16 protein-coding genes are annotated in these 18,550 nt (G+C 70.7%); 10 read left to right on the forward strand and 6 right to left on the reverse strand.

Annotated features, from left to right (window positions below; all coding sequences use genetic code 11):
• Window positions 1–35: 35 nt before the first annotated feature.
• A complete protein-coding gene (locus IG84_RS0103830) occupies window positions 36–518 on the reverse strand; it encodes a GNAT family N-acetyltransferase (protein ID WP_031051325.1) in 483 nt (160 codons plus the stop codon).
• A 67-nt stretch (window positions 519–585) separates the two neighbouring features.
• Here IG84_RS0103830 and IG84_RS0103835 point away from each other — a divergent pair, with 67 nt between their 5' ends.
• Window positions 586–1,383 carry an exodeoxyribonuclease III gene (locus tag IG84_RS0103835; protein WP_031051327.1) on the forward strand — a complete coding sequence of 266 codons (798 nt, stop codon included), beginning with the start codon at window positions 586–588 and terminating at the stop codon, window positions 1,381–1,383.
• A gap of 96 nt (window positions 1,384–1,479) precedes the next feature.
• Here the strand turns inward: IG84_RS0103835 and IG84_RS40990 are convergent, their stop codons facing one another.
• The 3 genes from IG84_RS40990 to IG84_RS0103845 are packed head-to-tail and all read right to left on the reverse strand — an operon-like array spanning window position 1,480 to window position 4,716.
• The gene (locus IG84_RS40990; protein WP_157848807.1) at window positions 1,480–2,124 is read right to left on the reverse strand and encodes a hypothetical protein; all 645 of its coding nucleotides are present in this window, start codon (window positions 2,122–2,124) and stop codon (window positions 1,480–1,482) included.
• Between the two features lie 4 nt (window positions 2,125–2,128).
• The gene (locus IG84_RS0103840) at window positions 2,129–4,414 is read right to left on the reverse strand and encodes a DUF6571 family protein (RefSeq protein WP_031051330.1); all 2,286 of its coding nucleotides are present in this window, start codon (window positions 4,412–4,414) and stop codon (window positions 2,129–2,131) included.
• On the reverse strand, window positions 4,414–4,716 hold the full coding sequence (locus IG84_RS0103845; protein ID WP_342668393.1) for a hypothetical protein: 303 nt from the start codon (window positions 4,714–4,716) through the stop codon (window positions 4,414–4,416). The genes IG84_RS0103840 and IG84_RS0103845 overlap by 1 nt, the downstream gene beginning before the upstream one ends.
• A gap of 403 nt (window positions 4,717–5,119) precedes the next feature.
• Between IG84_RS0103845 and IG84_RS42545 the strand changes: the two genes are divergently transcribed.
• Window positions 5,120–6,109, forward strand: a complete 990-nt coding sequence (locus IG84_RS42545; RefSeq protein WP_031051334.1) for a hypothetical protein — start codon at window positions 5,120–5,122, stop codon at window positions 6,107–6,109.
• Window positions 6,110–6,164: 55 nt separating this feature from the next.
• Here the strand turns inward: IG84_RS42545 and IG84_RS0103855 are convergent, their stop codons facing one another.
• Window positions 6,165–6,926, reverse strand: a complete 762-nt coding sequence (locus IG84_RS0103855) for a MerR family transcriptional regulator (protein WP_031051337.1) — start codon at window positions 6,924–6,926, stop codon at window positions 6,165–6,167.
• Between the two features lie 212 nt (window positions 6,927–7,138).
• Between IG84_RS0103855 and IG84_RS0103860 the strand changes: the two genes are divergently transcribed.
• The 4 genes from IG84_RS0103860 to IG84_RS40995 all read left to right on the forward strand — a co-directional run bounded on the left by IG84_RS0103860 (window position 7,139) and on the right by IG84_RS40995 (window position 10,768).
• Window positions 7,139–8,665, forward strand: coding sequence for a flavin-containing monooxygenase (locus IG84_RS0103860; RefSeq protein WP_031051339.1), 1,527 nt, complete (start codon window positions 7,139–7,141; stop codon window positions 8,663–8,665).
• Complete coding sequence (locus IG84_RS0103865) at window positions 8,662–9,654, forward strand: alpha/beta fold hydrolase (protein WP_037799151.1); 993 nt, start codon at window positions 8,662–8,664, stop codon at window positions 9,652–9,654. The genes IG84_RS0103860 and IG84_RS0103865 overlap by 4 nt, the downstream gene beginning before the upstream one ends.
• Window positions 9,651–10,532, forward strand: a complete 882-nt coding sequence (locus IG84_RS0103870) for an SDR family oxidoreductase (RefSeq protein ID WP_031051341.1) — start codon at window positions 9,651–9,653, stop codon at window positions 10,530–10,532. The genes IG84_RS0103865 and IG84_RS0103870 overlap by 4 nt, the downstream gene beginning before the upstream one ends.
• 89 nt (window positions 10,533–10,621) lie before the next feature.
• Window positions 10,622–10,768, forward strand: coding sequence for a hypothetical protein (locus tag IG84_RS40995; RefSeq protein ID WP_157848808.1), 147 nt, complete (start codon window positions 10,622–10,624; stop codon window positions 10,766–10,768).
• 64 nt (window positions 10,769–10,832) lie between these two features.
• Here the strand turns inward: IG84_RS40995 and IG84_RS0103880 are convergent, their stop codons facing one another.
• Complete coding sequence (locus IG84_RS0103880) at window positions 10,833–14,102, reverse strand: S41 family peptidase (protein WP_051861373.1); 3,270 nt, start codon at window positions 14,100–14,102, stop codon at window positions 10,833–10,835.
• A 436-nt stretch (window positions 14,103–14,538) separates the two neighbouring features.
• On the opposite strand from IG84_RS0103880, the gene IG84_RS0103885 reads away from it, so the two are divergent.
• From IG84_RS0103885 to IG84_RS0103900, 4 genes are all read left to right on the forward strand, one after another.
• Window positions 14,539–15,693, forward strand: coding sequence for an energy-coupling factor ABC transporter permease (locus IG84_RS0103885; protein ID WP_031051347.1), 1,155 nt, complete (start codon window positions 14,539–14,541; stop codon window positions 15,691–15,693).
• Window position 15,694: 1 nt separating this feature from the next.
• Window positions 15,695–16,456 carry a cobalt ECF transporter T component CbiQ gene (gene cbiQ / locus IG84_RS0103890; RefSeq protein ID WP_031051348.1) on the forward strand — a complete coding sequence of 254 codons (762 nt, stop codon included), beginning with the start codon at window positions 15,695–15,697 and terminating at the stop codon, window positions 16,454–16,456.
• Window positions 16,453–17,211 carry an energy-coupling factor ABC transporter ATP-binding protein gene (locus IG84_RS0103895; RefSeq protein ID WP_031051352.1) on the forward strand — a complete coding sequence of 253 codons (759 nt, stop codon included), beginning with the start codon at window positions 16,453–16,455 and terminating at the stop codon, window positions 17,209–17,211. The genes cbiQ and IG84_RS0103895 overlap by 4 nt, the downstream gene beginning before the upstream one ends.
• Window positions 17,212–17,313: 102 nt before the next feature.
• On the forward strand, window positions 17,314–18,522 hold the full coding sequence (locus IG84_RS0103900; protein WP_031051354.1) for a serine hydrolase domain-containing protein: 1,209 nt from the start codon (window positions 17,314–17,316) through the stop codon (window positions 18,520–18,522).
• The last annotated feature ends 28 nt before the right edge of the window (window positions 18,523–18,550 follow it).

The following is an 18,550-nucleotide window of genomic DNA, read 5'->3' on the forward strand; positions in this document are numbered from 1 at the left end:
GCGAGGGGCGGAGGGGCCGCCTCAGCCCGTCGGCGTCACAGCGGCTTGGCGAAACAGCGGCTGTCCTCGTACTCCCGGTAGTGCCCGAACTTCGGCACCGGCCGGTAGCCGCTGGACGCGTACAGCTCCAGCGCCTCCGGCTGCTTGGTCCCGGTCTCCAGCACCATCCGCGTCCGCCCGGCGGCGCGCGCGTCGTCCTCCAGCGCGGCCAGGATCCGGCGCGCCAGCCCGCGCCCGCGCGCCTCGGCCGTCACGAACATCCGCTTGATCTCGGCGTCGCCGTCCGAGTACCCCTCGTCGTTCGCGTCCTGCCGGCGCCAGCCGCCGGTCGCCAGTGGCCGGCCGTCCTCGTACGCGAGCAGATAGATCCCGTGCGGCGGCTCGAACATCGCGGGGTCGAGCGGGGTGATGTCGGGATCGCCGTACCGCAGCACGTACTCCTGCTGCACCAGCTCGTCGAGCTTCACGGCGTCGGGGTGGTCGTACCGCACCGGGCGGACAACGGGCGAAATCTCCATTCATGGAATCGTACGGGCGTCCGACCGCCTGGGGCGAGCGCGTTTCGTGAGTCGGTATCGTGCCCGGATGCTCACCGTGACCACAGTAAACGTCAATGGCCTGCGGGCCGCCTCGAAGAAGGGCTTCGTGCCGTGGCTGGCGGAGACCGCCGCGGACGTCATCTGCCTGCAGGAAGTACGTGCCGAGCTGGACCAGCTCCCGGTGGAGGTGCGGGCGCCCGAGGGCTGGTTCGCCACGTACGCGCCGGCCGCGGCCAAGGGGCGGGCCGGCGTGGCGCTGCTCACGCGCCGGGAGCCGGACGCGGTGCGGGTGGGCTTCGGATCGGCGGAGTTCGACACCAGCGGCCGCTACGTCGAGGCGGACCTCCCGGGCGTCACGGTCGCCAGCCTCTACCTGCCCTCCGGCGAGGTCGGCACGGACCGGCAGGACGAGAAGGAACGCTTCATGGCGGAGTTCCTGCCGTACCTGGTCGAGCTGAAGGGCAAGGCGGCGGCGGACGGCCGGGAGGTCGTGGTCTGCGGTGACTGGAACATCGCCCACCAGGAAGTGGACCTGAAGAACTGGAAGGCCAACCAGAAGAAGGCCGGCTTCCTCCCCGAGGAGCGCGCCTGGCTCACCCGCGTCCTGGACGAGGCGGGCTACCGGGACGTCGTCCGCACCCTCCACCCGGACGTCGCGGGCCCGTACTCCTGGTGGTCCTACCGCGGCAAGGCGTTCGACAACGACGCGGGCTGGCGCATCGACTACCACATGGCCACCCCGACCCTCGCGTCCCGCGCCCTGAAGGCATACGTGGAACGCGCCGAGTCCTACGACCGGCGCTGGTCCGACCATGCGCCGGTTACCGTCACTTACGAACAGTAACGACGGGGTGGCGCCTATGGTCTACGGTCTCTGAGGAGTCGGGGCGCTGAGGGACTCCCGCAGTTCCCGCGCCCCAACTCTCCTCGACCGCCGTCGCTACGAGTCGCCGGGCAGCTTCGAAGGCAGGTCGCACTTGGCCCGTGAATGCGCATGCCGCGCTGCGTCAAGCAACAATGCCTTGAGGCTGCGCTCGGCCACCTCCGGGTCGGCAGAGGGCTGCGACATGGCTCGCGCCACCACACTGACGTTTCGGACACCGCCCGGAATTTTCCCGTCCGACACGCACGGCACATAAACGGCCGCAAAACGCTTCCCGGACAGTGCGCTTTCACCGGCGTCGAATGTCTTTGCCTGCCGCGATCCCACGTATTCGTTGTTCGCTACGGAGTGCTTGGCCCACAATCCGGCCGAAGCGGCCCGCACCATCTCCGTCCGAACGCTGAGAGCGGTCTTGCCATCGGCAGATACGAAGCAAGAGGACTCAAAGGTGCTCTGGCTCGGGTCGGAACGTGCCGGGTCGTCGTCCTCGAAGGTGTACTCTTCCGCCGCAGGCAGAACATTTTCTACATCTTCGGGTGTCGCGTCACCGCCGCCCAGAGAGGTGCAGACGGAGGCGGAGTCGACGGTCCCCTTCTTCTCGAAGGGGGGAAATCCTGCCACGGAGAGTGCGACTACCGCTGCGGCCAGCATCAGCACCCCGGTCGCCAGGATTATTGCGAGTCTTTTACGTGCCACGCTCATTCCATCACTTTCCGGCCGCAGGCGGTCCATGTTGGCCGTAGACGTAGTCGCGCACATTTCCCACAGCAGTCCCGAAGCCGAGTTCGACCTGGCCGCCGGAAGTTGCCACAATGTTCTCTGATGCGTTACCGGAGCGCTCTCCAGCCTTTTCGGCGCCTTGCTGAATGAGCAGCGAGGTGGATTTTTTCACGTCGTTCCAGTCCTCCCCGTTCCGGTAAAGAATCTCGGTTGAACCGTCCTTTTTCAGGCCGTCGACGATCGAGCCCAGGACCTGGTCCGTCGCCGTCCCGGCCAGCCCGCCTGCAACAGCTCCACCTGGCCCGGTGTAGGGGGCTGTGACCAGGCCGACGCCGATGCCCGCTGCGCTGCTTGCCCAGGTCTTGGTGGTCTCCAGAGCCTTATTGAACTCTTCGTCCTTCTCCGCCCCGGACTGCTCAATCTCGAAAGTCCTGCCGGCCGCGATCGTGCCTTGGATCTCACCGGATTGCCTTGCGAGGGCGTGCACCGCTTCCTTGAGGTTTTCCGTCTCCGAGAACTTCGCATCGGAGATGTATGCGCCGGGGTGTTCGTAGTGATACTCCAGCAGCGCATTCGTATAGGCGTGTTGTCCAGCCGTCACATACTTGAACCCATCGGGATTCTGGCCCAATGTGTGAAGGAAGCGCGTGGTGTCGGATTCCTTTATATCTGCCGCTGAGCCGGCTACGGGATACAACTTGGCAACACCCAACTCATCTGCGCACAGTGATCGGTTGATGTCCGGCATGTACTCGCCCGACATTCGTCCGAAGCTGTCCGACATGAAGCCGTGTTTCGTCAGGCGTTCGGGATTCTCCGAGATGGATTCGACGATTCCCTTGTACAGGTCGGCCTGTTCCTTGCTGTGTGCGTAGTCCTCCGGTGACGGCTGGGTGCCCACGGGGTGCCCGGTGGTGGCCGCCTCCAGGGCCAGGGCCAAGGAGTCCCGGCCGGTGACGCTGTCCTTGCCCTCGCTATTCTGGTCCTGTGGCCAGTCCCGCTCCTCGAAGAGGTACTGGAAGTTGCTGAGCCCGACCTTGCCCTTCTTTTCGTCGCCGTCGGTGTCGCGCTCGAAGTCGTGATCCTCGTCCTTCGTGACGAAGGGGTCGTGGAAAAACTCGGTCGCGGCGTCGGGGCTCTTGGAAAGGGCCTTCATGAAGCCGGTCATGGGATCCGAGCCCGAGTCCGTACCGGTACGGTTGAGGAACGGATCGATGGCCTTGTGCTGCCAGGGCAACGGCTCGTGGCGCCCATTGTCGGTGAGCTTTTTCTCGGTCGCGATGAGCTTGTTGCCGTAGTCGTTGAGGAACTTGTCGTCGAAGTCGCCCCAGCGCATGAGGTTGCTCATCACCTGGAAGCCCATCGGGCCACCCGACCTGCCCACTGGCTCGGGCCCCAGTTGAACCATGTCCCGTTTCCAGTTCGTCATCGCCGGACTGTCGCTCTGGGTGGCGTTGGCCAGGGTGAGGCTCAGGTTCTTCTGGAGGTCGTCGTACTTGTCGACGCGGGAGTGCCCCAGCTCGTAGTTGGTGTGCGGGTCGTTGATCCCGGCCCACAGCTCCAGGGTTCCCTTGGCCTTGAGCTTTCCGGCGAAGGTGACGGCGAAGAGTGGATCGTCCGCATACTTCTTGAGGCCGGAATTCAGCTTGTCGAAGTCCTTGGCGGTCAGGTCCTTGGGGTCCTTGGCGCCGATCCGAGCCAAGTCCTCGGCCGCCTTGATGGCCTCCGAGGCGGAGTCCCGGTCCTTGTAAGAAGCGTCGGAGAAGCCATATGTGGCCTGGTCAGCGATGGCACGGAGAGCCTGCGCGGCGGTGCTGTCGCTCTCGGTCGCCTTGTTGAGGATGCCCTGAAGCTCGTCGCGGAGGGCTGTCATGTCCTTCTCGGCGTCTTTGGGCTCGGGATGGACGTTGACGTAGACCTTGAAGCCGCCGCCTTGCGTACCGACGACACTGAGGTGCTTGTCCCAGCCGCGGTCGATGGCGGCATTGAGGGCGTCGCGGTGTTTGATGAGCTCACCGCGGGTGTCCCGGAGAATGTCGCGAATGGTGGTGGCCTGGGTCACCGCATCCGAGAATTCACCGGCGGTCTTCGTGATGAATTCACGAGTGACGCTGGCGTTGAGGCCAGCCCAGTTGGCTTTGTCGGACTTCTTCTTGAGGTCGTCCTTCGCGCGTTCTTCGAGGTCCTTGAGGTGACCGATCATGTCGGTCCAGTCGCTGATGGCGTCCCCGAGCAGGGAGAAGTTGCCGTGCCGCAGTGCTTCGAGGTCCATCAGCGCTGAGTCCGCTCGTCGAATCCGCTGTCCAGCCGGGAGATGCTGCTGATGGTCGAGGCGACGTGGTACTCATCGCCCTGGTGCGCCTTCTTGGTGTAATCCAGATGATTGGAGATGTGGGCGCAGGCATCCAGGAGTGACTGGAGCTGCTTCTCCCACCGTGCCTGCACGTGGTGCAGCGCACCGCCGATCTCGTACTCCTGGCTCTTGAGATCCTTGGCCGCGGTCTGGCTGCTGGACCAGGCGTCACGCCCGTACCGCCCCAGGTCCTCGAACAGCGAGAAGGCGCTGTTCCCCACGGCGGCCAGGTCCTTCTGGCTGACCCGTAGGTCCCCTTGCCCCCCTCCGCCGCCACCTCCGGTGCCGGCGAGTTGCATCCCGGGTGACGTCTGGCCGGCCGTGTCGGCCTTCAGCTGTTCCCACTCGTCCCAAGCCAACTGCTGACTCCCCCCGCACGCGTCCCTCAGATGGACGATGGCTCAATCTAGCAACACCGTCCGCACGAGCGGTCACCTTGCCTGTGCGGAGCGCAGCCGGTGTTCACTCGCGTGCCCGAGTCGGGGACTCCAGGGCGACGTTTCTTTCACTCGTTCATGCGTGTTAGTCGGCATATCTCCTGGTTTCATGCTTTGTTGCGTTTTGTCGACATTGTCGCCGCGGGCCGTTTCCGGTCCTGCGGCACGCCAGGAGAGGAAACGCAACATGCGGTACAGGATCAAGGCTGTGTCCGGCGCGGTGGCCGGAGCGGCGCTGCTGCTCGCCCAGGCGGGGACCGCCATGGGTGACCCCGGCGGCCGGCCCGCCGCTCCGGGGAAGGGGGACTTCCGCATCGCCAGCGCCGCCGACGGCCGCTGCCTGGCCCCCCGTGCGGCCAAGGGAATGCTGGATCTGTCGCTCATCACCTGCGGCAGCCAGGGCGCGACCGACGTGTTCGCGCTGAAGCCGCACGCCGAGCGGTTCCAGCTGCGCAGCGACGCGAAGAAGGGCTGCCTCGGCATCAACCCCGGACGGAAGCTGATGTTCCCGTCCTGCTCGCTGAAGCAGATGACGGACTGGACGTTCACGAAGCACGGCGCGGGTTACCAGATCCGCAGACCCGGCACGGACCCCAGTCGGGGACAGCTGCGCGGTGAGGTCCGGCACGACTGCGTCACCGAGGTCATCGACCGGAAGAAGGGCGACCGCGTCTCCCTGAAGCCGTGCTCCGACAAGGACCCGCTGCAGATCTGGAAGCTGACGGAGGTCCGGCAGGCGGCGGCCCCGCAGCAGCAGACACCGCAGCAGCAGGACCCGGTGCAGCAGCCGCAGAACGGGAAGGCGGGACCAGCGAAGCCGGAGCCGGGCCACCACGACGCGGCCAAGCCGGACCCGGCGAAGCCGGACGCGATGAAGCCCGAGCCCGGTCACCACGAGGCCACGAAGCCCGAGCCCGCCAAGCCGGAGCCCGGTCACCACGAGTCCGGCCACCACGAGGGCGCGAAGCCGGACCCGGCGAAGCCGGAGCCCGCCAAGCCGGAGCCCGCCAAGCCGGAGCCCGGTCACCATGACGCGGCCCAGCAGCAGCCCGGCCACCATGACGCGGCCAAGCAGCAGCCCGGCCACCACGAGGCGGCCAAGCCCGACGGCGCCCAGCCGCAGGCGACCGCGCCCGCGGCCGGGAAGCCGCAGGTGGCGAAGCCGGCGGGGACGTAACCGGCCGTAGTGCGATGAGTCCGTTCCCGGCGCGCGCAGGCCGCCGGGGGCGGGCTCAGTCCGTTTCCGGGTCGCCCGCGTCCGTATCGCCCGCCGCCGTACCGCCCGCCCACGCGGACAGTTCCGTGCCGATGCGGCGGTCCATGGCCATGGACAGTTCGGCGTCGACGATGCTCTTGGAGAGCGGGCGGAGCTTGTCGATGGTGCCCGCGATCCTGGCGAGCTCGTCCGGGCCGGGCGTGCCGCCGGCCTCCGCGCGCGCCAGCACGTCCTGCAGGACGTGGGTGCGGATGACCGTGATGAACAGCTCGGCCAGCGCGTCGGCGTGCGCGCGGACCTGGCGCCCGGCGTCCAGCACGGCGGCGAGCGGCACGCCCTCGGCGACCAGGTCCGTCGAGGCGTCCAGCAGCCGGCGGCTGATGTGCACGAACTCGTCGCCGTCGACGGCGAGATAGCCGATGTCCAGGGACTTGGCGAGGTTGTCGACCGTCACATGGTCCTTGAAGTGGTCGGCCAGCTCCTCGGGGGTGAGCCGGACCGGCGTCTCCTCCGAGAAGGGGGCCACCAGCGAGCCGCTGTCCAGGCCCAGCAGCTCGCCGACGTCGCGGCCGCTCTCGAAGGCGGTGAGGAGCTGCGCGATGCCGCCGAGGTTGTGGCCGCGCTCCAGCAGGCCCGCGATCGTCCGGAGCCGGGCCAGGTGGTGCTCGTTGTACCAGGCGATGCGGCCCTCGCGGCGGGGCGGCGGGATGAGCTTGCGCTCGCGGTAGAAACGCAGCGTACGCACCGTGATGCCGGCCTCCTTGGCCAGCTCGGTCATGCGGAACTCGCGTTCCTTCGGGCCGTCCTTGGTGCCTGTCTTCGCTTCCACGGCTTCAGCCTATGCCGCGGGCCCGGACGCGCCGCGAGGTGCAACCGCCGGTAACTTCCTCCCGCTCAACCCCTACCGCTCAGTACGTACCTGCCCTACTCTCCGACTGTGCCAGTGATTACTGGCGCGGTTCGGAGTCAGGGACGGACAGGAGGCGCGGCATGGCCGAGCGCGAGCACGAACACGTACGGGTGGCGGTGATCGGATCGGGATTCGGCGGCCTGGGGGCCGCCGTCCGGCTGCGCCGCCAGGGAATCACCGACTTCGTCGTCCTGGAACGGGCCGACTCGGTGGGCGGCACCTGGCGCGACAACAGCTACCCGGGATGCGCCTGCGACGTCCCCTCGCACCTGTACTCCTTCTCCTTCGCGCCCAACCCCGAGTGGCCGCGGAACTTCTCCGGACAGCCGCACATCCGGGCGTACCTGGAGAAGGTCACCGACACCTTCGGGCTGCGCCCGCACATCCGCTTCAACGCGGAGGTGCGCAGCGCGCGCTGGAACACCGACGAGCTGTACTGGGAGATCGAGACGGCCCAGGGGGCGCTCACCGCCGACATGGTCGTCTCGGCCACCGGGCCGCTCTCCGACCCGCAGATCCCCGACGTCCCCGGCCTCGACGGCTTCCAGGGCAAGGTCTTCCACTCGGCCCGCTGGGACCACGACTACGACCTGCGCGGCAAGCGCGTCGCGATGATCGGCACGGGTGCCTCGGCGATCCAGATCGTGCCCGCGATCCAGCCGACCGTGGACAAGCTGACCGTCTTCCAGCGGACGCCCCCGTGGGTCATGCCGCGCGCGGACCGGAAGATCACCCGCGCCGAGCACTGGCTGCACACCAAGGTGCCCGCCACCCGGGCGCTCCGCCGCCAGCTCCTGTGGAGCATCCGCGAGCTCCAGGTCTCCGCGTTCACCAAGCGGCCCAAGGAACTGGGGCTGGTCCAGGCGCTGGCCAAGGCGCATATGCACCGGGCGGTCAAGGACCCGGCGCTGCGCGCCAGACTCACCCCCGACTACACCATCGGCTGCAAGCGCATCCTGCTGTCCAACAGCTACTACCCGGCGCTCGCCCAGCCCAATGTGGACGTCGTCGCCTCCGGCCTGAAGGAGGTGCGCGGCAACACCCTGGTCGCCACGGACGGCACCGAGACCGAGGTCGACGCGATCATCTTCGGTACGGGCTTCCACGTCACCGACATGCCCATCGCGGAGCGGGTGACCGGCGCGCACGGCACCACCCTCGCCGAGGAGTGGAAGGACGGCATGGAGGCGCTGCGCGGCAGCAGCGCGGCCGGCTTCCCCAACTTCCTCACGATCATCGGGCCCAACACCGGGCTCGGGAACAGCTCGATGATCCTCATCATCGAGGCCCAGCTCAACTACATGATCGACTACCTGCGCCAGCTCGACGTGCTCGGCGGCCGGATAGCCCTGGACGCTCGCCCCTCCGCGGTGCACGCCTGGTCGGCGGCCATCCAGCAGCGGATGGAGCGCACCGTGTGGAAGACCGGCGGCTGCGACAGCTGGTACCTGGACGCCAACGGCCGCAACACCACCGTCTGGCCCGGCACCACCGCCGAATTCCGCAAGGTCACCCGTCAGGTCGACCTCGCCGAGTACGAGGTGCTGCGGACGCAGCCCGGCAAGGTGACCGAGGACGCCGGCACGACCGTGGAGGCCGTCGCATGAGCCGCCCGCCGCACGCCACCAGCGGGCGCTACGCCCCGCCCGCCGCCCGCCGCGAGCTGACCGTCACCTCCGCCGACGGCTCCCGGCTGCACACCGAGATCCACGGCCCCGAGGGCGCGCCCGCCGTCGTCCTCGCGCACGGCTGGACCTGCTCCACCGCCTTCTGGGCCCCGGTTGTACGGGAGCTGGCCACCGACCACAAGGTCGTCGTCTACGACCAGCGCGGCCACGGCCGCAGCCCCGCGGCCGGCCCCGGCGGCTACAGCACCGAAGCGCTCGCCGACGACCTCGAAGCCGTGCTCGGCACGGCCCTGGAGCCCGGCGAACGCACCGTACTGGCCGGGCACTCCATGGGCGGCATGACCGCGATGGCCGCGGCCCGCCGCCCCGGCCTGCGCGAGCGCGCCGCCGCGGTACTGCTGTGCAGCACCGGCGCCGCCGACCTCGCGGCCGAGTCCCGGGTGATACCACTGCGTTCGCCCGGCGCGCGCCGCTTCGCGCACCGCGCCGTCCTCGGCTCGCGCGCCCCGCTGGGCCCCGTCACGCCGCCCGGCAAGCGCGTCCTGAAGTACGCCACGATGGGCCCCCACGCGACGCCCGAACAGGTCGAGGCGTGCGCCCGTATCGTGCATTCCTGCCCGGTCGGGGTACGTGCCCAGTGGGGCAAGGTCCTCGCGAGCCTGGAGCTGACCGGCGAGGTGGCCCGGCTGGACGTGCCCACCGCGATACTGCAGGGCACCGCCGACCGGCTCACCCCGGTCGTGCTGGCCCGCCGGCTGGCCTCCGTACTGCCCAACTGCCTGGGTCTGACGGAGCTGCCGGGCCTGGGCCACATGACGCCCATCGAGGCGCCGGACGTGGTCACCGGCAAGATCCGCGAGCTGGTCCGGGACCACCTGACCGCGGCCGCCCCCGAGCCGGCCGTGCTCGCCCCGCAGCAGAAGAAGAAGGCGCGGCGCGCCGGGGAAGCGAAGGAGAAGACGGCATGAGCGGACGCAGGACCCTGGAGGGCCAGGTCGTCGTCGTCACCGGGGCGGCCCGCGGCGTCGGCGAGCTGCTGGCCCGCAAGCTCTCCGCGCGCGGCGCCACGCTCGCGCTGGTCGGCCTGGAGCCGGACGAGCTGAAGAAGGTCGCCGCCTCGCTGCACGGCGAGGCCGCCCACTGGCACGCGGACGTCACCGACCACGAGGCGCTCGCGCAGGTCGCGCAGGAGGTGAAGGCCCGCTTCGGCAAGGTGGACGTGGTGGTCGCCAACGCGGGCGTCGCCACCGGCGGCCCGTTCGTCGACTCCGACCCGGTCGCCTGGAAGCGCGTCATCGAGGTCAATCTCATCGGCGGCGCGGTCACCGGCCGCGCCTTCCTGCCCGTACTGATGGAGTCCCGCGGGTACTTCCTGCAGATCGCCTCGCTCGCCGCGATCACCCCGGCGCCGATGATGACCGCGTACTGCGCGTCCAAGTCGGGCGTCGAGGCGTTCGCGCACAGCCTGCGCGCCGAGGTCGGGTACAAGGGCGTGAAGGTCGGCGTGGGCTATCTGAGCTGGACCGACACCGACATGGTGCGCGGCGCCGACCAGGACGACGTGATGCGCGAGCTGCGCCAGCGGCTGCCCTGGCCGTCGAACAAGACGTATCCGCTGAGCCCCGCCGTCGACCGGATCGTGGCCGGCATCGAGCGCCGCTCCGCGCACGTGTACGGGCAGTGGTGGCTGCGCGGCATGCAGTCGATCCGGGGCTACCTGCCCGCCCTCATCGGGTCGGTGGGGCAGCGCGAGATGAAGCGCTTCGGCAGCCGGCTGGACGGGATGAAGGTCGGCCTGGTGGGCGCCGGCGGCGCGGCGGACGAGAGCGCGCGCTCGCAGCGGTAACCAACGATTCACCTGTCCGAAATGATGCTTCTGTGGGTTTATGTCACACTGGTGTACGTTCTGTCGTCACCCCCACGGGAGTACACGTCATGGGCCTCATAGACCAGTTCCGGGCGAAGCAGCGGGAGCTCGACGAGCGGGCGCGGCAATTGACCGGTGACGAGGACGTGCCGGAGCGCACCCAAGAGGCGGCGTCCCGCCCGCGCAAGACCTCCGAGGAGGGCCTGGACGCCTGAGGCCGGACTTCGCGGCACGAGGGGCGCACCCGAAGCGGGTGCGCCCCTCACGCGCGTCACATGTTCATTCCCGCGGCGGCAGCGCCGGCCGGCTGTTGTCGGGGACATTGGCGAGCCCGGGCGGGTCCGTCGCCGGGTGCCGCTCCAGCAGCTCCAGTGCCGTACGGACGGCGACGCCGAGCTGCGGGTTGCGGCCCTCCGCCCACTGGAGCGGCGAGCGCAGCGCCTGGATGTCGGCCTCCACGCCGTGGTTCTCCACGTCCCAGCCGTACGCGTCGAACCACGCGGCGTTCATCGGGACGGTGATCGACGTGCCGTCGCCGAGGCGGTGCCGGCCGGTCATCCCGACCACCCCGCCCCAGGTGCGCAGGCCCACCACGGGCCCGATGCCCTGGAGTTTGAAGGCCGCGATGATCATGTCGCCGTCGGAGGACGTCATCTCGTCCGCGACCGCGACGACCGGGCCGCGCGGCGCGTTGGACACGTACGTCACCGGCTGCGCGTCCCGGGTCAGGTCCCAGCCGACGATCGTGCGGGTCAGCTTCTCGATGACCAGCTCGGAGATGTTGCCGCCGGCGTTGCCCCGTACGTCGACGATCAGCGCCGGGTGCGAGACCTCCATCCGCAGGTCGCGGTTGAACTGCGCCCAGCCGGAGCCGCCCATGTCGGGGATGTGCAGATAGCCGCACTTGCCGCCGCTCAGCTCGCGGACCACCTCGCGGCGCTTGGCCACCCAGTCCTGGTACCGCAGCGGCCGCTCGTCGATCAGCGGCACGATGGCCACGCGGCGCGAGCGGCCGTCGCCCTCGGGGGCCTCGAAGGTCAGCTCCACTGTGGTGCCGCCCGCCGCCGCCAGCAGCGGGAACGGGCCCGTCACCGGGTCGACCGCGCGGCCGTCGATGTGCGTGAGCACCGAGCCCTCGCGGATGCCCGTACCGGCCAGCGGGGAGCGGGCCTTGGAGTCGGAGGAGTCGCCGGGCAGGATGCGATTGAGGATCCAGCGGTCGTTGCGGCACACGAAGTTGGCGCCCAGCAGGCCGATCGCGCGCTGGTAGTGCGGCGGGCCTTCGTTGCGCCGCGCGCCGGTGACGTACGCGTGCGAGGTCCCCAGCTCGCCCATCACCTCGCGCAGCAGGTCGGCGAACTCGTCCGGGGAGGCGACCCGTTCGACCAGCGGGCGGTACTGGTCCAGCACGGCGCCCCAGTCGATGCCGCACATGCCCGGGTCCCAGAAGTAGGAGCGCACGATCCGGCCCGCCTCGTCGAACGCCTGCCGCCACTCCGCCGCGGGGTCCACGTCGTGCAGGATGCGCCGCAGGTCCAGGAAGACCGTGGAGTCGGCGTCCGGGGTCTCCAGCGCGGGCACGGACCGGAGGTCGCCCTCGTCGTTGATCACCAGACGCGTGCCGTCGCCGCTGAGCGCGTAGGAGTCGATCGAGCCGGTCAGCTCCGTGCGCTTGGCCTTGACCAGGTCGAAGTGTTCCAGCGTCGGCTGGCCCGAGGTGTTGTCGGGGTTGGCGAAGGTCTCGCCCAGCGCGCCGGAGATCGGCCAGCGCAGCCACACCAGCCCGCCGCCGGCCACCGGTGAGAGCGCGGAGTACTTCGAGGCCGCGACCGGGAACGGCGTCACCCGGCTGGCCAGCCCCTCCACCTCCACCAGCACCATGCCCTCGGCCGCCGTGTCCACCGGGTCCAGGCCGCCGGCCGCCGGCCGGCCCTCCGGGGAGAGCGCGAAGGGCGAGGGGGTGGCCGAGGAGAGCGGGACCAGATAGGGGCGGCAGCCCAGCGGGAAGGACAGGTCGCCGGTGTGCACGTCGTAGACCGGGTCGAAGCCGCGCCAGGACAGGAACGCCAGGTAGCGGCCGTCGCGGGTGAAGACCGGCTGCTCGTCCTCGAAGCGCCCGTTGGTGACGTCCACGACGAGGCCGTCACCCAGCTTGGCGATCTTGATCTTCCGCAGCGACCGGCCGATGCCCGGATGCGACCAGGTCAGCCACTTGGAATCGGGGGAGAACGCCAGGTCGCGCACCGGGCCGTTGTCCGAGCGCACCAGCTCGGTGACCTCGCCGTCGCCCTCCTCGGAGGCGTCCACCAGCAGCAGGCGCCCGTCGTTCGCGGCCACCGCCAGCCGCTCGCCGTCCGGCGCCGACACCAGCTCGTGCACCCGGCCGAGCTGCCCGGCGGCGAGCCGGCGAGGCTCCCCGGGCCCGGACGCCTTCGGCAGGTCGGAGATCTCGATGGCGTCCTCGCCCACCACGTCGGTGACGTAGGCGATCCGGCCCGTGCCGCCCAGCATCTCGGGCAGCCGGACCCGCACACCGGGGATGTCGTGGATCGTGCGCGCCGGGCCGTCGCGGTGCGTGAGCCAGTACAGGCTGCCGCGGACGCCGACCGCGCTGGCCCGGCCCGTGGCGTCCACCGCGAGGGAGGTGACGTTGGCGGCGGCGGGCACCTGATGCGTGCGGCGGCCCGTGCGCGGCCCGCCGAGCCGGACCGGCAGCTTGCGCGGCCTGCCCGCCGGACTCAGATCGTCCACCAGCCACAGCTCGCCCGCGCACTGGTACACGATGCGCTCGCCGTCGCTCGCCGCGTGCCGGGCGTAGAAGTCCGCGTGATCGGTGTGGCGGCGCAGGTCCGTGCCGTCGGGGAGGCACGAGTACACGTTGCCGACGCCCTCGTGGTCGGAGAGGAAGGCGATGCGGCCGTCGACGAACATCGGGGTGTCCAGATGGCCGTTGATCTCCGGCACGAGCTGTGTGCCGTGCAGCCACAGCCGCCCCGTCGCGCCGCCGCGGTACCGCTTCCAGGCCGCGGGCTCGTGCGGCGGGGTGCCGCTGAGCAGCAGCGTCTGGTGCTCGCCGTCGATGTCGGCGACCGCGATGTTCGACACCGGGCCCCACGGCAGCCGCCCGCCGGGGCTCCCGTCCGTCGGGACCTTGTACGCCCAGGAGTAGTACGAGAACGGCTGGCCGTGCGAGGAGACCGCCAGGATCTCGCCGTCCGGGGTCCAGCCGCACACCCGGGCGTCCGTGCTGCCCCAGTAGGTCAGCCGGCGGGCCGGGCCGCCCTCGGCCGGTACCAGATGGATCTCCGGGTCCAGGCTGCGCCACGTCATGAACGCGATCTCGCTGCCGTCGGGGGAGAAGCGCGGATGGCTCACACGGGTACGGTCCACGGTCAGCCGCCAGGCGCGGGGCGGCTCGGCGTCCTCCGGGACGACGGGTGCCACCCACAGGTCGTCCTCGGCGGCGAAGCACACCGTGTCCCCGTGGATATGGGGAAAGCGCAAGTAGGACCCGCCGGTGGTGCCTCCGTCCGGCTTGACCGGCCGCAGGCGGCCGCGGGCTCTGGCGGGGGCGGACTGCGTCTCCGAGGGCGGCTCGACGGCCTCCTGTGCGTCGCTCACCCGTCCATCGTTTCGGCCTGGGCAAGCCGCGGCAACTCGACTCCCATAAGTCACCCCAAGGGGTGACGGAGCGTGGTGCCATGCTCCACGCTTCCCTCCGGGCGTGCGCCGGTGCCGTATGCGGTGGTGTCCGATGTCATATCGCGCCCCTTCCGGTACGGAACGAAACGTTCCGCGGCCGCCGCAGACCCGGTGGAAAGTGGTGGATTGCCACTGTTTGCCGGTACCGGTCTGGGGATGCCCCCGGCGGACGCAGGGGTAGTGACCTCCCCGAACGGACAGTTCCGCGGTACGGGCGCTCTTGCACATGATTTGCAGTACGACCACCATGAGTGGGTTACGACCACGAGCGGAGAGCCCAGCCATGCATGTCCCCGACGGATTCATCAATGCCCCGGTCTCGGTGGCGACCGGTGCGGTCGCCGCGGCCGCCGTCGCGGTCAGCCTGCGCGGCGCCCGCCGCGAGCTGGGCGGCGACGGCCTGGGCGGGGAGCGCACCGCGCCGCTCGCCGGCCTCGTCGCCGCGTTCATCTTCGCCGTACAGATGCTGAACTTCCCGGTCGCCGCCGGGACCAGCGGCCACCTCCTCGGCGGAGCGCTGGCCGCGATACTCGTCGGCCCGTACACCGGCGTCCTCTGCGTCTCCGTCGTCCTCCTCATGCAGGGCGTCCTCTTCGCCGACGGCGGCCTCACCGCGCTCGGCGTCAACATCACCGACATGGCGGTGACCACGACGGTCGTCGCCTATCTGCTCTTCCGCGGCCTGGTGAAGGTGCTGCCGCGCAAGCGCCGCTCGATCACGGTCGCGAGCTTCGTCGCCGCGCTGGTCTCCGTCCCCGCCGCCGCCCTCGTCTTCACCCTGATCTACGCGCTCGGCGGCACCGCCGACGTCTCCACCGGCAAGGTGCTGACCGCCATGGTCGGCGTGCACGTCCTCATCGGCATCGGCGAGGCCGTCATCACCGCCCTCACGGTCGGCGCGGTGATCGCCGTACGGCCCGACCTCGTGTACGGCGCCCGCGGCCTCAGCAAGCCGCTCGAACTGAAGGTCGTTCCCGTCGCCGCGCCCGCGGCACCGGGCGCGCCCCGCCCCGAGCCCGCCGCCGCCCCGGTGGCCGCGTCCGAGGCGGCGCCCACGGCCGAGGCCGAGCCCAAGGCCCCCGCGCCGGCCCCCGCCCACCGCTCCACCAAGCGCGTCTGGCTCGCCGGCGTCGCCGCCGCCCTGGTCTGCGCCGGCGGCGTCAGCTACTACGCCTCCGCCAGCCCCGACGGCCTGGAGAAGGTCGCCCACGACCAGGGCATCGACAAGCAGGCGAAGGACCACGCCGCCAAGGACTCCCCGCTCGCCGACTACAGCGTCAAGGACATCACCGACGCCCGGCTCTCCGGCGGCCTGGCCGGCGTGATCGGCGTCGGCGCGACCCTGGCCGTCGGTACCGGCGTCTTCGTGGTCGTACGCCGCCGCCGCGACGCCGCGGAGACCGCCATTACCGACGACCGCACCCCGCAGCAGGTCTGACATGGGTGCTGGACACGCGCACAAGCTCTACCGGCAGGGGCGCTCGCCCGTGCACGCGCTCCCCGCGCACTGCAAGATCGCGGCCGTCTTCGGCTTCGTCCTGATCGTCGTCTCCACGCCCCGCGAGGCGGTCTGGGCCTTCGGCCTGTACGCAGTCCTCCTCGCGGCGGTCGCGGCGGCGGCCCGCATACCCGCCGGCTTCCTCCTCAAGCGCCTCCTCATCGAGGTGCCGTTCGTCGCCTTCGCGCTGCTCATGCCGTTCGTCGCCGAAGGCCCGCGGGTGCACGCGCTCGGCATGTCGCTCAGCGAGTCCGGCCTGTGGGGCGCCTGGAACATCCTCGCCAAGGGCACCCTCGGCGTCGCGGCGTCGGTCCTCCTCGCCTCCACCACCGAACTCCGCGCGCTCCTCCTCGGCCTGCAGCGCCTGAAGATGCCCCCGATGCTCGTCCAGATCGCGTCCTTCATGATCCGCTACGGCGATGTGATCACCGACGAGATGCGGCGGATGCGCATCGCCCGCGTCTCGCGCGGCTTCGAAGCACGCGGCATCCGCCACTGGGGCGTCCTCGCCAAGTCCGCCGGCGCGCTCTTCATCCGCTCCTACGAGCGCGGCGAACGCGTCCACCTCGCCATGGTCAGCCGCGGCTACACCGGCACGATGCCGGTCACCGACGAGGTGCGGGCCGACCGCGCCCAGTGGACCTCCGCCGCGCTGCTCCCCCTCGCCGCCCTCGCCGTCTGCCTCCTCGGATGGACCCTATGAACACCACAGCCCCCTCCCTCGAGGTCGCCGGCCTCGCCTACGCCTACCCCGACGGCCACCAGGCCCTCTTCGGCGTCGACCTGACCGTCGCCCGCGGCGAGCGGGTGGCCCTGCTCGGCCCGAACGGCGCCGGCAAGACCACCCTCGTACTCCACCTCAACGGCATCCTCGAAGCGGGTGCCGGCACCGTCGCCGTCGCCGGCCTCCCCGTCGCCAAGCGCAACCTCGCGGAGATCCGCCGTCGCGTCGGCATCGTCTTCCAGGACCCCGACGACCAGCTCTTCATGCCGACCGTGCGCGAGGACGTCGCGTTCGGCCCCGCCGCCGCGGGCCTGCGGGGCGCGGAGCTGGAGGAACGGGTCATCGAGGCCCTCGACCGGGTCGGCATGGCCGGCTTCGCCGACCGCCCGCCGCACCACCTCTCCTTCGGACAGCGCCGCCGGGTCGCGGTGGCCACCGTCCTCGCCATGCGCCCCGAGATCCTGGTCCTGGACGAGCCCTCCTCCAACCTCGACCCGGCCTCCCGCCGCGAACTCGCCGACGTACTGCGGTCCCTGGACGTCACGGTCCTGATGGTCACCCACGACCTGCCGTACGCGCTGGAGCTCTGCCCCCGCTCCGTCGTCCTCTCCGGCGGGGTCATCGCCGCCGACGGCCGCACCCAGGACCTGCTCTGCGACGCGGACCTGATGGCCGCCCATCGCCTCGAACTGCCTTTCGGCTTCGATCCCCGCTCGGTGACCGCCCCGGTGTGACATGCCCGCGGCGGTTCCTGTGACCCTCCCCACGGCCGACGGGTTCCTGGTCATCAGCACTGATCGGCGCGTTGCACCATGGATGGGTCACAAACGCGACGGATGAGTGGGAAGCGGGAACCAGTGGTGGACGTCCACGGCACGGTCGAGGCCGGCTATGAGCCGGTCCGCGATGCCTTCGCGGCGAACTTCGCGCGGCGCGGCGAGCGTGGGGCGGCGGTCGCCGCCTATCGGGACGGGCGCAAGGTCGTCGATCTGTGGGCGGGCGACCGCGACGGCGACGCGGCTGCCGCGGGTACCGAAGCCCCCTGGGAAGAGGGCACCGCGCAGCTCGTCCGCTCCGCGACCAAGGGCGTCGCCGCCGTCGTCCCGCTCCTCCTCCACCAGCGCGGCCAGCTCGACCTGGACGCGCCGGTCGGCACGTACTGGCCCGAGTACAAGGCCGCGGGCAAGGAGCGCACACTGGTCCGCCACCTGCTCTCGCACCGCGCGGGAGTACCGGTACTGGACACCCCGCTCACCCCCGCCGAGGCCGTCGACGGCGTCAGCGGCCCGGCCGCGGTGGCCGCGCAGGAGCCGGCCTGGGCCCCCGGCACGGACCACGGCTACCACGCCCAGACCTACAGCTGGCTGCTCTCGGAACTGGTCCTGCGGGTCACCGGCCGCACGATCGGCGCGTTCGTCGCCGAGGAGATAGCCGGGCCGCTCGGCCTCGACCTGTGGATCGGCCTGCCCGAAGCCGAGGCCGCACGCGGCCGGGTCGGCCGCCTCGCCGAGGTCGCCCCGCCGCCGGCGCCCGAGGGCGCGGGCCTGCGCGTACGGCCCAAGCGCTCCGTGGCCGAGGCGTACGAGGACCCCACCTCCCTCACCCGCCGGGCCTTCGCCGCGATCTCCCCGCACGCCGACGAGAACGCCCCCGAGTTCCGCGCCGCGCAGCTCCCCGGCTCCAACGGCATCGCCACGGCGCGCGCCCTGGCCCGTCTGTACGCGGCGCTCATCGGCCCCGTGGACGGCCACCCCCGCCTCTTCGCGCCCGCGACCCTGACGCTGGCCCGTACCGAGGAGTCCGCGGGCCCGGACCGTACGCTCATCGCCTCCTCGCGCTTCGGCCTGGGCTACATGCTGCACGGCCCCGCGGCCCCGCTGCTCGCCCCCGGCTCGTTCGGCCACCCGGGCCGCGGCGGCGCCCTCGCCTTCGCCGACCCCGAGTCGGGACTCTCCTTCGGCTACATCACCAACGGCATGCAGAAGAACGTCACGGCGGACCCGCGTGCGCAGGCGCTGGTGCGCGCGCTGCGGACGACGGTCTGAGGCTGCGGACGACGGCCTGAGGGCCACG

It is taken from the genome of Streptomyces ochraceiscleroticus, from assembly GCF_000720485.1.
Classification (GTDB): domain Bacteria; phylum Actinomycetota; class Actinomycetes; order Streptomycetales; family Streptomycetaceae; genus Streptomyces; species Streptomyces ochraceiscleroticus.

Bases quoted from the DNA above. Each gene is read 5' to 3' on its own strand.
- IG84_RS0103830 (WP_031051325.1), bottom strand. From the start codon at position 518: ATGGAGATTTCGCCCGTTGTCCGCCCGGTGCGGTACGACCACCCCGAC.
- IG84_RS0103835 (WP_031051327.1), top strand. From the start codon at position 586: ATGCTCACCGTGACCACAGTAAACGTCAATGGCCTGCGGGCCGCCTCG.
- IG84_RS40990 (WP_157848807.1), bottom strand. From the start codon at position 2,124: ATGAGCGTGGCACGTAAAAGACTCGCAATAATCCTGGCGACCGGGGTG.
- IG84_RS0103840 (WP_031051330.1), bottom strand. From the start codon at position 4,414: ATGGACCTCGAAGCACTGCGGCACGGCAACTTCTCCCTGCTCGGGGAC.
- IG84_RS42545 (WP_031051334.1), top strand. From the start codon at position 5,120: ATGCGGTACAGGATCAAGGCTGTGTCCGGCGCGGTGGCCGGAGCGGCG.
- IG84_RS0103855 (WP_031051337.1), bottom strand. From the start codon at position 6,926: ATGACCGAGCTGGCCAAGGAGGCCGGCATCACGGTGCGTACGCTGCGT.
- IG84_RS0103860 (WP_031051339.1), top strand. From the start codon at position 7,139: ATGGCCGAGCGCGAGCACGAACACGTACGGGTGGCGGTGATCGGATCG.
- IG84_RS0103865 (WP_037799151.1), top strand. From the start codon at position 8,662: ATGAGCCGCCCGCCGCACGCCACCAGCGGGCGCTACGCCCCGCCCGCC.
- IG84_RS0103870 (WP_031051341.1), top strand. From the start codon at position 9,651: ATGAGCGGACGCAGGACCCTGGAGGGCCAGGTCGTCGTCGTCACCGGG.
- IG84_RS40995 (WP_157848808.1), top strand. From the start codon at position 10,622: ATGGGCCTCATAGACCAGTTCCGGGCGAAGCAGCGGGAGCTCGACGAG.
- IG84_RS0103885 (WP_031051347.1), top strand. From the start codon at position 14,539: ATGCATGTCCCCGACGGATTCATCAATGCCCCGGTCTCGGTGGCGACC.
- cbiQ (WP_031051348.1), top strand. From the start codon at position 15,695: ATGGGTGCTGGACACGCGCACAAGCTCTACCGGCAGGGGCGCTCGCCC.
- IG84_RS0103895 (WP_031051352.1), top strand. From the start codon at position 16,453: ATGAACACCACAGCCCCCTCCCTCGAGGTCGCCGGCCTCGCCTACGCC.
- IG84_RS0103900 (WP_031051354.1), top strand. From the start codon at position 17,314: ATGAGTGGGAAGCGGGAACCAGTGGTGGACGTCCACGGCACGGTCGAG.